The 14,351-nt window shown below is 51.9% G+C and carries 12 protein-coding genes and 2 pseudogenes; 5 read left to right on the top strand and 9 right to left on the bottom strand.

From position 1 onward, the window contains the following. Positions 1-362: 362 nt before the first annotated feature. From EL645_RS01990 to EL645_RS01975, 4 genes and pseudogenes are all read left to right on the top strand, one after another. On the top strand, positions 363-1,232 hold the full coding sequence (locus EL645_RS01990; RefSeq protein ID WP_126548488.1) for a hypothetical protein: 870 nt from the start codon (positions 363-365) through the stop codon (positions 1,230-1,232). Beyond that, a pseudogene (locus tag EL645_RS45175) lies at positions 1,172-1,378 on the top strand (lipid II flippase MurJ); the annotation flags it as partial. The gene EL645_RS01990 and the pseudogene EL645_RS45175, both read left to right, overlap by 61 nt. A 19-nt stretch (positions 1,379-1,397) precedes the next feature. Further along, positions 1,398-2,723, top strand: coding sequence for a murein biosynthesis integral membrane protein MurJ (gene murJ / locus EL645_RS01980; protein WP_307720554.1), 1,326 nt, complete (start codon positions 1,398-1,400; stop codon positions 2,721-2,723). Between the two features lie 14 nt (positions 2,724-2,737). Then, a complete protein-coding gene (locus EL645_RS01975) occupies positions 2,738-3,781 on the top strand; it encodes a homoserine dehydrogenase (RefSeq protein ID WP_246035499.1) in 1,044 nt (347 codons plus the stop codon). A gap of 64 nt (positions 3,782-3,845) precedes the next feature. On the opposite strand, the gene EL645_RS01970 is transcribed toward EL645_RS01975, so the two are convergent. Continuing rightward, entirely contained in the window at positions 3,846-4,169 is a 324-nt protein-coding gene (locus tag EL645_RS01970; RefSeq protein ID WP_126548484.1) for a ferritin family protein, read from the bottom strand. A gap of 325 nt (positions 4,170-4,494) precedes the next feature. Here EL645_RS01970 and EL645_RS45170 point away from each other — a divergent pair. Next, positions 4,495-6,171 (top strand): annotated as a pseudogene (locus tag EL645_RS45170) (isovaleryl-CoA dehydrogenase). Here EL645_RS45170 and EL645_RS01960 read toward each other — a convergent pair. From EL645_RS01960 to EL645_RS01930, 8 genes are all read right to left on the bottom strand, one after another. After that, the gene (locus EL645_RS01960) at positions 6,168-7,574 is read right to left on the bottom strand and encodes an FHA domain-containing serine/threonine-protein kinase (protein WP_161977034.1); all 1,407 of its coding nucleotides are present in this window, start codon (positions 7,572-7,574) and stop codon (positions 6,168-6,170) included. The pseudogene EL645_RS45170 and the gene EL645_RS01960 sit on opposite strands and share 4 nt — an antisense overlap. A gap of 166 nt (positions 7,575-7,740) precedes the next feature. Next, the gene (locus EL645_RS01955; RefSeq protein ID WP_161977033.1) at positions 7,741-9,087 is read right to left on the bottom strand and encodes an LCP family protein; all 1,347 of its coding nucleotides are present in this window, start codon (positions 9,085-9,087) and stop codon (positions 7,741-7,743) included. Between the two features lie 441 nt (positions 9,088-9,528). Continuing rightward, on the bottom strand, positions 9,529-9,987 hold the full coding sequence (locus EL645_RS40495) for an XdhC family protein (protein WP_218031672.1): 459 nt from the start codon (positions 9,985-9,987) through the stop codon (positions 9,529-9,531). Further along, positions 9,984-10,268 carry an XdhC family protein gene (locus EL645_RS40490; protein ID WP_218031671.1) on the bottom strand — a complete coding sequence of 95 codons (285 nt, stop codon included), beginning with the start codon at positions 10,266-10,268 and terminating at the stop codon, positions 9,984-9,986. The genes EL645_RS40495 and EL645_RS40490 overlap by 4 nt, the downstream gene beginning before the upstream one ends. Before the next feature lie 123 nt (positions 10,269-10,391). After that, positions 10,392-10,709, bottom strand: coding sequence for an XdhC family protein (locus EL645_RS01945; protein ID WP_126548481.1), 318 nt, complete (start codon positions 10,707-10,709; stop codon positions 10,392-10,394). Between the two features lie 65 nt (positions 10,710-10,774). Next, entirely contained in the window at positions 10,775-12,127 is a 1,353-nt protein-coding gene (locus EL645_RS01940) for a vWA domain-containing protein (protein ID WP_126548480.1), read from the bottom strand. 2 nt (positions 12,128-12,129) lie between these two features. Then, positions 12,130-12,987, bottom strand: a complete 858-nt coding sequence (locus tag EL645_RS01935; protein WP_126553972.1) for an AAA family ATPase — start codon at positions 12,985-12,987, stop codon at positions 12,130-12,132. Between the two features lie 111 nt (positions 12,988-13,098). After that, positions 13,099-14,202 (bottom strand): aminopeptidase, encoded by a 1,104-nt coding sequence (locus EL645_RS01930; RefSeq protein WP_126548479.1) that lies wholly within the window; start codon positions 14,200-14,202, stop codon positions 13,099-13,101. Between the last annotated feature and the right edge of the window lie 149 nt (positions 14,203-14,351).

The raw sequence follows: 14,351 nt of genomic DNA, 5'->3' as shown, positions 1-14,351 counted from the left end.
CTCTGACATTTGTTTCACGAACTTTGTTGTTGGTGTCAAAATCTCCTGCTTTGCTTTTATCGCTTACCAATGGCTTGTTGATAACCAGTGCTATAAAATGGAACGGTTCAGTGATGCACCAGCCAGGTCGCGCGATGACTCTTGCAATAGCACCTGGCTTATAGTAGCCGCGCTAGCCGCGACTCAGCCATATATCCGATTGCTTTTGGATAACAGGTCGATAGTGTATCAGTGATGAGTACCATCCTACTGATCCTCTAGTCAGAAGCAGTGCTAGTATGGTATGCTTGACGCACAATATTGTATAAAATGTCATTGGATTGAGTTATTATGCTCATTGCGATTTATCGATAGAGAAGAACGTGGAAAACGAAGGACAGCAAAGGCCTCTACCAGATCAGAGGTCGTCAGAACAGCAAGGATATTACAGCTGGCAGTATGACCAGGACGCAACAGAAGTGAGGCCACCCTCTCCTTCTGGTGCTCCGCCTCGGTCCTTTGCCCCTCCCCCGGGCCCTGGACGCTCGGCACCGCAATATCCTCCTCAGGCACATGATCCTCAGCAGACACATGTGCCTTCTAAATATCAACAACAATATCAGCAGCAATCCCAGGAGCAATCCCGGCAGCCAATACAAGATATGGGCATGACGCTGGGATTTGGACAAGGCACAGAATATCAGTATTTTGATGTGCCTCAGCCGTCGCAGCCCATGGCTCAGCTACGTCAGGAACGTCTGCAGCAACTGCGTGAGGAGCGAATGCGTCGCCAGCAGCGTCGCATCCGTGGTGGAGACGTAACCGCGATGTTTCCCTGGAAGGGTGGTAAGCCATCAGGAGCGGCTGATAGCCTGCCCCCTCCGAGTGGTTCGCTGAGTGCCAATCCCAGGGTGCCACGTACACCAGTATCGCCATCCCAATTTACTCCAGGCACATCATTGCCGGACTATGATGATGATGAGACGGTGGTGCCGGTGCGTTCATCTACGCAACCGCCCAATGGGTTGAGCTTACCTAAGCGCGAGGCCCTGGCGGCGGCAGCCAATCTGCAGTCAGCAGCGTCATCATCTCAAGATACTGGCATGCTGCAGAAAGTACGGGTTGGCCGCGCAATGTCGATTTTGACTATTGCCTTTGTGGCCAGTCGTATCCTGGTATTTTGCGTACTTCGATGTTCGCCTATGTGTTTGGCACCAGCCCGATCTCTGATGCTTATCTCCAGGCCTTTTTGATCCCTGACTTTATTTTTAATATTGTCTCGGGTGGCGCTTTGAGCTCGGCTTTTATCCCTGTGTTCACCAATTTTATGATCGGCGAAAAAGATGAGCGCAAAGCCTGGCACGTAGCCAGTTCGGCCTTAAACCTGGCTGTGGCCGTGATGTCTGTCCTGGCACTCTTTGGAATTATCTTTGCTCGTCAGATCGTCCCCATATATAATATCGGGCCCCCCTGCTCAGTTAGATCTCATTGCTTCTTTGACACGCATTATGTTGCTGCAATCTGTTGTTCTGGGCGGTGGTGTTATTGTAACGTCGGTACTGAACGCGCAACAAGATTTCAAATTGTCCGCTATTGGCTCGGTCCTCTATAATGTAGGTCTGATCGGTGGCCTGGTACCTGGTATTTTCTTTGCCTTCGCCGGGCATGGCGACGTCCATGTGGCGGTCTATGCGGCCACATGGGGTGTGGTGGTTGGTGCCATCCTCCAGGTTGGTGTACAGGTGCCTGGATTGTTGAAAGTCGGCATGAAGTATACACGCTCGTTTGATTGGAAAGATCCGGGTGTGATACAGATTGGACGCTCGATGGTGCCGCGCATTGGTAATTCTGCCATGATTTACCTATCAACCTTTGTGGACCGCAACCTGATTTTGCTGGTGGTCGGTTCCGCTGGTGGCGGCGTCACGCAGTACTATCAGGCCTTTCAGCTAGTGCTCTTGCCTTTTGGTATCTTTGGACTTTCGCCCGCTACAGCGGTCTTTCCTACCCTGGCAGAAAATGTGGCCAAGGGTCGCTTTGATCGTGTGCGTAGCACGATTTTAGAAACGTTGCGGAGCGTACTCTTTACGACCATTCCATCCAGTATTGGCTTGATCATTCTTGGCTTGCCTGTAATCCAGGTGCTCTTGCAGCATGGTCACTATAATTTAAGTAGCGCACAGGCTACCTACTTTCCACTGGCTGCGTTCTCGCTTGGCCTGGCGGGGCTATGCGCGGTCGAACTTTTGACGCGTTCATTTTATGCGATGCGTGATACTAAGACCCCGGTGATTGTAAGTATTGCCCAGTTTGTATTCAAGATTGCGTTAAGCCTGGTAGTGGTTAATGCGGCTGTGTGGGGAACCAACTGGGGGCTGGCGGCCCTCGCTTTCTCAACTTCGGCGGCAAATCTATTGGAAGCAACGGTCCTTTTCTGGTTATTAGATCAGCGTATCGGCGATATGCAGACCAGGGAACTGCTGAAGTTTATCGGCCGTGTTTTATTGGCCTCACTGGCTATGGCGGTAGTCGTCTTCATTGCTCGTGAGTTGCTTGATCGTATTTTTGATACCACCAGCGGACAGTCGACAGGCTTTCTGGGTACCATTGAGGCGATAATCAAACTGGGCATAGAGGTCTTTGCAGGGCTGTTTGTTTATGTCCGTGCATCCCGCTTCCTGGGTATTCAAGAGCTGGGTCCCATCAAACGTATCCTGGATCGTCTCAAATTATCATGGATATAGGTCGGTTGGTGAGTATGAAAAAAGTACGCCTCTCTATTGTCGGTTTTGGCGTTGTGGGCCAGGGGCTGGCCGAGCTTTTGCATAAGAAGCGGGAACTGTTGCAACGCGATTACGACCTTGACGTTTCGCTGGTCAGTGTGGCTAATAGCCGCCATGGTTTTATCTACCGTGAAGCGGGGCTGGATATTCCAACCCTGCTCGAACTGGCGGCTCAACGTCAGCCGCTAACACAGCATCCCGGTGTCGATCATTGGACGAGTGTGGTAGAAGGCTTACAGGCGACGCAGGCTGATGTGCTGGCCGAGGCAACCTGGACCAATCTGCAGGACGCCGAACCTGGGCTCAGTCATATCCGCACCGCCCTGAAAAAGGGTATGCACGTGACTATTGCCAATAAAGGTCCGGCCGCTCTGGCTGCGGGTGAACTATTGGCCCTGGCGCAGCAACAGGGGGTTCAACTGCGTATGGAAGCTACCGTGATGGCTGGGACACCGGTCCTGAGCACGGTAAGTGAAGGTATGGCTGGAGTCAGCGTGCAGGCTGTGCGTGGCATTCTTAATGGCACTACAAACTATATTCTGAGCGCTATGGCCGAGGGACGTGACTATGCTGAGGTCCTGGCTGAGGCCCAGGCACAGGGCTATGCGGAGGCCGATCCCACCGCTGATGTAGAAGGTTATGATGTGGTCGCCAAGACTGTTATTCTGGCGGCCCTTGTCTTTGGACAGTTCATTAAGCCAGAACAGGTCCAGCGCCAGGGCATCACCGGGGTGACATTGGAACAGATCCAACAGGCTGCCCGCGCAGGTAAACGCATCAAGTTGATCGCCTCAATCTCGCGCGCTGCCGACGATCCCCAGGCCCCACTCCTGGCTCGCGTCGAGCCGGTCGCCTTGCCACTTGATGATGCCCTGGCCCATGTTAATGGCGCCATGAATGCTATCACTTTCCATGGCGATTCACTCTCGGCGGTCACTATCAGTGGTCCGGGGGCTGGCCGCTTGCAGACCGGCCAGGGATTACTCGCGGACCTGATCGCGATTGCTAAAACACTTTAATAGCACAACCTCATAAAAGAAGGCAGCCCTATCCTGGATAGAGCTGCCTTCGTTTTTATGGAATTTAATTGACTTCTTCTTCCTGATCTTCGCCTTTTTCTGCATTATCCACGATATTGCCATCCTGGAACAACACATTTTTGGCGGCTACCCTCCATTTAGGGGTTCGGCGCAACAGAAATTCCAGGTCCATTGAAAAATGTAAAAACTCCTCTTCCTGAGCATGTTGCATAATCTTCCTGGCTTCTGGATCTGGCTCAACTGAAATACGCTGTTGATACCAGTTGATGGCCTCACACTCCTCCTGTAGAGACGTTATGATTCTTGCAAACGTCCGTGTTTCCTGTGAAAGTTCTGCTGCTGGTTCATGATATTGATTTGTACCCATTTCTGATTCCTTTTCTTCCTCTTTAAAAATATAAATGCCGCTCTTAGACCTTCATGCCTGATCCTGTGAGCCTGACAACGACGCGCTTCCCGTGGTCATGAGGATCAGACATACTTATACGATTGAACGGCATAGACATTCGCGGGAGCTAATCTGGTTTATTGTTTATAATACGATGGATTGTACAGGCGAGATGCTGGGAAATGAGCGGGGAGGGGCTTACCGAGATGGGTCATGTTCTATGTTATACTTGTTGAAGCAAGCGTTCATCTTTGCTGTTTATATTTGCCTGTTTTCTGTGTTCAAGAGATCAAAGGGGATACCAATGGACATCATTGAGCGTTCTACTGCATTGTCTGCGACCGATAAGGTTTTCAACCAGCCTCCACCGTTGATGAACTATAATGCGTTTACGCAAGATGTGACACTGGCTGAATGTGTGCGCCGTGAGGGGGCTGACTGGGCGGAAAAGCGTTTGATTGAGTTAGGAGATGTGGTGGGAAGTGAGGAAGTGATTGGCTGGGGCAGGAGGCGAATGCGTTTGTACCGGCATTGAGGACACATGATCGCTATGGACACCGGGTAGATGAGGTGACTTTTCATCCATCCTGGCACAAGTTGATGCAGATGTCGGTCCAGGCTGGTGCCCATGCGCTTTCGTGGCAACATGAGCAGCCCCAGGGCAACCATGTCGCACGGGCGGCTATTTTTTATTTGTGTACAGAAGCTGAGGCCGGTCATGGCTGTCCTATATCCATGACACATGCTGCTTATCCGGTCCTGGCAGCCTACCAGGAGACAACTGCTCCCTGGTTGCCGCTATTGACCACCAATGAGTATGATCCAGGCTTGCGATCACCTGAGGAGAAACGAGGACTGCTGTGTGGAATGGGCATGACAGAGAAGCAAGGTGGCTCAGATGTGCGCGCTAACATAACCCGGCTCAACCAGTGATGGGTTATCATGGGGAGCCGGCCTATCTATTGACCGGCCATAAATGGTTCTGCTCTGCCCCTATGTGTGATCTTTTCCTGGTCCTGGCTCAGGCTCCTGGCGGGCTGACCTGCTTTCTGCTTCCTCGCATCCTGCCTGATGGTAGTCGTAACCACTTCTTCCTGCAACGCTTGAAAGATAAATTGGGCAATCGTTCCAATGCCTCCAGCGAGGTCGAATTTGTGGATGCCTGGGCAGTGCGGCTCGGCGAGGAAGGGCATGGAGTGCGCACCATTATTGAGATGGTTAATTGTACGCGGCAGGACTGTATCCTGGGGACGGCTGCCATGATGCGGCAGGCGGTAGCCCAGGTTACCCACCATGCGGCGTATCGAGAGGCCTTTGGTCGCCGCTTACTTGAACAGCCCTTGATGCGCAATGTGTTGGCCGACCTGGCTATTGAGGCAGATGCTGCCACGATCCTGGCTTTTCGGTTGGCACGTGCCAGTGATCAGTCACGGACTAATATGCACGAGCGTTTTATACAGCGTATAGGAACCGCTATCGCCAAATACTGGGTCACCAAGCGTGGTCCACAACTGGCGGCGGAGGCGTTGGAATGCCTGGGTGGCAATGGGTACGTAGAGGAAAGTGGTATGCCGCGCATCTATCGCGAGATGCCAGTTAATTCTGTCTGGGAAGGTTCTGGTAACGTGATCTGCCTGGATGTATTGCGCTCAATGGCAAAAGAGCCGCAGGCGTTAGATGCGTTCCTGGCTGAGATAGCGCAGGGTCGCGGGCTGATCGTCGTCTGGATCTGGCCAGCACCCGTTTTCAAGAGGATATCGCGCATATGCCGGTTGGAGAACGTGAAGGGCAGGCGCGGCGCCTGGTAGAGCGTATGGCGCTGTTGTGGCAAGCAGCACTGCTGGTCCAGCATGGCCATCCAGCGGTCGCCGATGCTTTCTGTGCCGCCCGCCTGGCAGAGGATGGTGGGCGAGCATTTGGCACTATCCCTACTGGTGTCGCGCTAGATCCCATTTTGTCCCGTGCCCGGCCGAGCATCTAGTTCCTGACATTTTTTTGTGTTGGTGGGGTCTCCATGCCGGGGACCTCGAAGCGTAGGCGCACACTGCCGAAAGAAAGTTGTGCGCCATGATTAAGCAGTTCAGGCTTGAGTGGCGTCAACACCAGGTTTTCCAGCCTGGTTTTATTGCGGCTCTTAAGGTCCTCGATCGTAAAAAACGTGCCCTCAAAGCGGATGCGAGCGTGCTGACGCGAGATGCTCATTTTCGGATCAATATGGCTGAGATCGAGATCGGGACTGAGTCCACGTTTAGGATCAAGGCGGCCGACAATTATGCTGGACTCGGTGATGGCGATACGTTGTGGGTATTCGCCTTTCTCATAGCGGAGATATGCATAGACGCCTTGTTCGGTGGGAATATTGGCGGGTATAGGCTGCGCGTTTTTGGCTATATTTCTGCTGCTGGCGCTTTCACCCTGGCCTCCTGGTTTCTTGATCGCAGCCTCCATTTCAGCCTGGGATATTTCCGCAGTGTAGCCAGCATTCTTATCTGGTGCTGTGTTTGTCTCTTTGGCCGCCGGGATGGGAACTGAAGTTTGCGTCTGACTCTGCAGTGTTTCCAGTGCCTTGAGTAGTTCAGTCGCGCTGCTGAAGCGTCGGGCTGGCTCTTTGGCCATGGTTCGCTCAACCAGTTGTTGTACCTCGTCTGGTGTCTGATGCTTAAAGACTCGCATCCTGGGAACAGGGCTATTGGCCTGCAAGATTCCAGTCTCGGCTGCTGTACGCCCCACAAAAGGCAGGCGACCCGTAATCAGGGTGAAGAGTAGCAGCCCGGCTTGATAGATATCACTCCAGGGACCGGAACGTTGATAATTGATATACTCCGGAGGAGCATAACGTGGGTCCAGGTAGCCAATATCATAACTGCTCTGCAGATTAATATAGTGCAATGCCTGCAGTAGCGGGCGCAATCCGATATCATCGATCTGGACGCGATCCTGAATACCCACTGTATCCACCGTAATTAATTGTGGCCGTAGATCCAGGCCTGAGATGCCTGCTGCGTGTAGCGCCTGTAGCCCTATGGTTATCTGGCGGCAAAGCTCTAACGCTCGCTCAAGGGTGATATTTTCTGTATCCAATACATGCTGAAGCGTAATCCCACGTGGTGGATCGGTCGCGATATAGATACGTGTATCATCTATTCCCCAATCAAGCACGCGTAATGTGTGTGGTGAATTAACCAGGCGACGCTTTTCATAAGGTTTTAACAAGGTAGGAAGTGCATCCAATTGCTCTGTAGGAGGAATATCCAATATATATAACCCAACCACATCATTCGTATTGTGGTTATAAGCTGTAGATGTGGTCAACATCCCACCAGAGGTAATTGTTTGTCCGATGCGGTACACCCCACCAATGAGGCGCGCGTCGCGTTGTGGCATATTCATCCCTTTCCATCGAGAGGAGCGCAACATCTTATTGCGCCTGTTGTTGGCATTGTAGCACAAACCCTGAGCAAATGAAAAATAGGATAAAATAGTAAATTAGTGAAAAACAAAAAAGCCTGGAGACTTTCATAAATAGAAATCTCCAGGCTGCTAGTACTGGCTAATTGTAGAGATTTTTCGCAATATAATCCTTGATGAGTTGCCAGTTGTTCCCCTGTGGGACCACAATGGATTCCCCATCACTTGCTGTATCGACAGCCATTACATTGCTGGTACTGAGTCCAATACGGGCCGTATGTGGATCAGTCAGGTCCATCTTTTGGGAGAAGAGACCCAGATCAGCCAGCGACATATTGGTATGAATGGTTTGCTCCAGCGCGTCCATGGCGCTGAAGAAGCGCGGCCAGGTGGTGATATCACGAATCTTGGCCAGGGCGGCTTTGATGATTAACTGCTGGCGTGCTGAACGTCCAAAGTCAGTCAACTCCGCCTGGTTTTTGGATGTTCCTTTGCTACAAACCTCTACTGGTTCGCGGGCGCGGGCATAGCTGATCGCAGTAGCCCCATCCATATGCTGATTGCCTTTTTCGAAATCTACTATTCTCCAACTGGCATCTTTAGCTGCATCGTCGTTGTTGGGGTAACAGGCATTAAACGAATCTGGCACATAGACATCGACGCCACCAATCGAGTCAATAAAGGTTTTAAAACCGGTGAAATCGATCATCATCCAATATTTGACATCCATACCTGTAACCAGATTGATCTTCTTTGTCAGTGCGTCGGCGCCAGCCTGGCGATTCTGACCATTGTTGGATGCTGTTTGATACACGACATTAATTTTGGTAAAGGTACCTGAGTCAGGTGGATTCTGTACCCAGAGATCGCGTGGAATGGAGATGAGCGATGTATGCCGGGTGGAAGGAATCATACTGATCACTACCAGGGAGTCGGTCAGGTTGGCCCCATCGTGGTTGCCTCCACCGTAACCCATTACCAGCAGGTTGGTACGATCGCCTGTGTTCATATAGCTTGTTTGTGTGCTTAGCGGTGATTGGGTTGAAATCGCGGAGCCGAAGGCCAGTACACGCTGTGATGTGATCACACCGAAGATGATCAACACAATCAGTACAACCAGCGCACTCAAGCAGCCAATACGGCGCTTATTTCTTTTCTTGCGTGGTTTAAAGGGTGGTTGCTGCTGAGGTGCATTGCCGAATTGATTCCCCTGTCCCTGTCCTGGCTGATGATAAGGATATGCAGCAGGTGAGGACGAGGGCTGTGGATTTCCACGTTGTTGATGCTGGGCTGGCCCATCCTGGCGTTGCCCAAAAGGCTGTGGACCAGGCCCTGGTTGCTGAGGATAAGGCTGTGGCGGACGTTGGTTTTGCTGTTGCTGCTGGAAATTGCCAAGCACCAATTTCCCTTGGGACCCTTGACCCGGTTGGGGCGGATAAGGAGGAAATGCCTCTCTGTTATCGTCTGGTCTATATTGATTATCCGACATTGTGTATCCTTTACTTGAAGATTGTTTTGAGATGGGATGATACAATATAATGCATGCTTTGGGTCTTTTGCTGGACCCCATTGTCATAAAGAATCAATAAACATGGACTCTTACATAAAGACGATTGAAGCACAAAGAAGTTTCATATCAACTTCTTAAGCCTTAACTATCCCATCAAAGTACTAATAATTTTGCATGTATTGCACATGTTGTTAACAATATATGCAATACATGCAAAATGTCTTATTATGTTATTACCCGCCTGCGGCGGGCGGGGAGGAGAGGTTTTATTGGGGACTGTCATGCCCCCAGCATGCCTGCCACCAAACCCCGGCAGGAGGAGCTAGCGCCCCTCCTGCACCTCTTGCATTCGCCCAATTTTATTTGTTCGAGAACCTGTGGTGGGGAGAGGATGGTTAGCCTCTCGTGCAATTTTTTGTGTCAGGGTTGTTTGTCGTGGCGGTAGGCGACGATCTGGGCGATGATGGCGAGGGCGATCTCTTCTGGCGAGGTGGCGCCGATATTGAGGCCGATGGGGCCGTGGATTCGTTCGAGTTGTTCTGGGCTGAGGCCTTGCTGTTTCAGGCGTTCGGCGCGTTCGGCGCTGGTTTTGCGACTGCCGATTGCTCCAATATAGCCGGTGTGTCGTTCAAGCAAGACTTTGAGGGTGGGTTCGTCGAATTTGGGATCATGGGTCAGGACGGCGACGGAGGTAGATGGATAGAGTGGTCGCTGGGATAAGATTTCGTCTGGCCAGGCGACGATCAATTCGTCTGCGTGGGGGAAACGTTCCTGGGTCGCAAAGGCGGCCCGGGCGTCGATTACGACGACGCGATAATTGAGGGTTTTGGCAAAGGTGGTAAGAGGGATGGCGATATGGCCGGCTCCGACGATGATCAATTCTGGCGGTGGGGAAAGCCTTCAATAAAGACTTCAATCGCCTGTGAGTCTGGCTCAAGATTGTAGGTGTGGGTGGAGGCGACGCCACTCCAGATGGCGCGCATAGCATCTCCAATTACTTGTTGATCGAGTTGAGGAGATCCCAGTGTTCCCTGGCTGCTCGCATCAGGATAGATAAGTAGCTTGGTTCCAACGTGGGCAGCACCACGTACTACAGTAGCAATGGCGATACCTCGCTCCTGCTCGATTCTATCCCTGAATTCTTCATAGAGTTTGCCCATGATTCTCCTCTTATTCTTTCTGTGCGTGCGGTGATTGTCCCCGCCTCCTCCGTCCCTGCACGAAAATTAGAATAAACACGAATCGCAGAGGTCCGTGTTTATTGTCGGTTTCTTGGGGTGGTCTTACCAATCCAGGCGTTCAACGAAGACGCGGATGGTGCCCCCACAGGCAAGGCCGATCTTTTCGATATTGTCGGCTTCGCTAATACCAAATTCGAGGAGCTGGGGCTCTCCGTTTTTGATAACTTCCATGGCTGCATGTACGACAGCTGGCTCGACACAACCCCCACTGACTGAGCCTGTTAGCTCGCCTTTTTCGTTGACCGCCAGTTTGGCACCCGGAAGACGGGGGGCTGAACCAATCATACTGATGACGGTGGCGACGGCGACCTGTTCGCCCTGTGCTCGCCATTTTTCGATATCGGGTAGTACGTCGCGCATATTATTCTCCCTCCATGCCTGGACTCGCTGGAAATATACTTCTCTTTTAATATACGGAACAGCCCTTAAGGACGTCTTTGGGGTTTGCTCCAGACTTTGACCGCTTTGCGGCGGGCGGCCTCACTGCGGTCAGGACGGCTATCATCAATGTTAGAGAGTAAGTTCCCCAGACTAAACAGGCTGTCTAAATTGTGTGAGGGCAGAAAATCATCGATGAAAGGCAAGGATGTTTTCATGCCGATGGTGAGTGGGCGGTAGTCCGGTGAGCCAAGCAAAGGATTGAGCCAGATCAGGCGGTGACAACTACGCTGCAGGCGATCCATCTCGACGCGGAGCGTATCGGCCTCTCCACGGTCCCAGCCGTCGCTGATGATAAGTACCACGGCTCCTCGACCCAGTACACGTTTGGCCCAGTGATAGTTAAAGTAGTGCAGGGCATCACCGATACGAGTGCCACCCGACCAATCCTGTACCGACTTGGAGACATCGCGTACCGCATCATCAACATCGCGCTTCTTTAACTGGCGTGTGATGCGTGTCAGGCGTGTGCCAAAGACAAAGGCTTCGACATTCATCAAGCCGTTTGATACCGTATGGATAAAATGCAGTAGCAAACGCGAATAGAGGCTCATCGAGCCACTGATGTCGCAGATAATGACCAGTGGCCGTGGCTTCTGTTTGATCTCGCGCCAGGTCAATTCGATCATTTCCGCGCCATATTTCAAATTGCGCCTGACTATGCGCCGCATGTCGGGATACGAGCCAGAGCGGGCCGGTGCTTTACGGCGCGTGGAACGTTGGCCCAGATTCCAATGCATTTCAGCCATCAAGCGCTTGGCCTCTTGTACTTCCTCCCAGGTAAAGTTCTCAAAATCCTTCTTGCGCAGTTGCTCAATCGCGCTATAGGCGGTCCCCTGTGGCTCACCTAGATCGTTTTTGCTCTCTTCATCATCTTCTTCAGCGGTACGTTTACGCTCGGTCGGGCGCATCTCGCCACGCAGCTCCTTGCGCATCTCGCTAGTTTTTAGATGTTCGGCCAGGCGCTTACGCTCCGAGGGTGGCAGACGCATCTGGCGCTCTTCGCGTTTGATCCCGCTATTGGTATTATTCTCGAGTTTTTTATCCAGATTGGAGCGCATCGACCAGAAATAATAAAACATCTGATCGAAAATCGCCGTCTGCTCATGACGGGTCAGCAAGCTACACTTGAGGGTCGCGTAAAAGTCTTCGGCATTGGTAATATCGATGAAATTCAGCGTCTCCGCCAGGTCCAGTAGCTGATGGGGTCCCACATTAATGCCCGACTCCCAGAGTAGACGACCAAACTCAGTCAGGCGATAGAGCAGCCGTTCGCCGTGCTCTAACTCCTTGGCTGAGAGCGCCTGAATTGCTTGATCCTCTGGTGGTTGTACATTCATGATCAGGAAACTCCTCGCAGTTTCTGCAGAATCTTGCCAATGTCGAGGCCGCCGACCTTCAGCAAGTCATCCTGGTATTTGAGCAAGGCGCCCAGCGAGTCGCGGATCGCGCCCTCCGTTAGCTCCTGTTGATCCAGGGCCAGCAATGAGCTCATCCAGTCCAACGTCTCGGCGATCCCAGGAGCTTTATATAATTCCAGGTCGCGCAACTCATGGACGAAATGGGTTACCTGCTTGGCCAGGCGCTCTGGTGCCTCAGGCATACGTGTCAGAATAATCTGGTATTCTTTTTCCAGGCTCGGAAAATCAATCCAGTAATAGAGGCAGCGACGACGCAAGGCATCATGAATCTCACGGGTACGATTGGATGTGATAATGACAAATGGAGGCTCTTTGGCCTGGATAGTCCCAATCTCTGGAATAGTAATCTGGAAGTCTGACAGCAGTTCCAGCAGATAGGCCTCAAATTCCTCATCGCTACGGTCCAGTTCATCGATGAGCAAGACCGGGGGGGCGGCGTTATTGGGATCGATAGCCTGCAAGAGTGGGCGCTGCATCAGGAATTCAGGTCCAAAGATCTCTTTCATCTCTGTCTGCCGCTCACCTGCATTGGCTTCTAGCATCCGAATGTGTAGCATCTGACGCGTATAATTCCATTCATAAACTGCTGTATTGACGTCGATGCCCTCGTAGCATTGCAAGCGAATCAAACGCGTCCCTAGTAAAGCGGAGAGCACCTTGGCGATCTCTGTTTTGCCGACGCCTGGTTCGCCTTCGAGCAAAAGTGGCTTACGTCGCTTGAGTGACAGAAAGATCGCAGTTGCCAGGCTGCGATCCGCGATGTAGTGTTGCTCGGACATCGCATGTTGTACATCTTCAATTGTTGCAAAATTGTTAAGTTGGCTAAACTGTGCCTGCTCCAACGTAAGCCTCCAATAAATACTAATAATGTTTGATATATGATGATTGTTTTAGACTAATACCTGGCCGTTTTTCAGGAAGAGGGTGTCGTCGATCCATACTTCGCCGGATGTACGCAGATCGCAGACCATATCCCAGTGCAGGGCGGAGCGATTGAGACCGCCGGTCTCGGGATAGCTGGCTCCCAGGGCCATATGGATGGTGCCGCCCATCTTCTCGTCGAATAAAATTTGTTTGGTGGCATGGGTCACACCCTTATTGTTGCCAAAGGCGAACTCTCCCAGGTAGCGAGCCCCTTCATCCAGGTTAAGCATCTGCTGGAGGTAGTCATTGCCCTGGCGTGCGCTGGCTTCGACAACTTTACCTTCGCGGAATACCAGGCGCACCCCCTCAACGGATCGACCATCGTAGGTGGCTGGAATATCGAATTGTACCACGCCATTGGCGCTGTTCTCAATTGGACCCGTAAAAAATTCTCCACTGGGGAAATTGCGTTTACCATCGCTATTGATAAAAATGCGGTCCGCGATCGATAGTTTGAGATCGGTGCCTTCTCCCAGGACATGGACCTGTTTTTTGCCTACCAGCCAATCAACGTAGTGTTGTTGCTGGCTAGCCAGCTCTTTCCATCTGGCGATCGGATCAGGATCGTTAAGGAAGCAGACCTCGAAGACAAATTCCTCGAACTCTTTTAAAGACATATTAGCTTCCTGTGCATAGCCTGTTGTCGGGTAGAGGGTACCACACCAGCGGAAATCGCCGGCCTGCTCACGTTGGCGGAACATGTTGGCGATTGCATGACTGGCCTGGCGGCGTTTGGCACTGCGGGCAGGTGGGACCGTGCTCAAAGCCTTGGGATTGCTAGCGGACTGGATACTCAGGCGGGCATTGGCTTTTTCTGCCAGCGCCAGGGCAACCGGTGAAGCTGTGGTGAGCTGGCTGTCATTGCCCTCGCGCAGTAAGATCTCAGTCAATCCTTCGAGTTCGATGACAGGAACCGGATGTGCTCCGACGTGCAATGCTTCGCGGTAGACAGCCTCAATCAAAGGGGTCGCCAGTGGCGTGGCTTGAATGGAGAGGATGTCTCCTGGTTTTAAATAGAGGCAGTAGTGGACCAGCGTATGCGCCCAGCGCTCTATGCGGATATCGTTCATAACTCAATGGATTCTTTCTAGCGGTCTAGCGGTGATTCAGACTTCTATATTTGTTCCTTCATTATACAAACTTTATGACCATGTTTGCTTGCCTGTATAGATGTCCCCTTGCGGACGCTTGCGCAGTCTTTCAACTGAGCAAACGTTCG

Source organism: Dictyobacter kobayashii (assembly GCF_003967555.1).
GTDB lineage: Bacteria > Chloroflexota > Ktedonobacteria > Ktedonobacterales > Ktedonobacteraceae > Dictyobacter > Dictyobacter kobayashii.
This window is presented reverse-complemented; position numbering and strand designations above follow the sequence as displayed.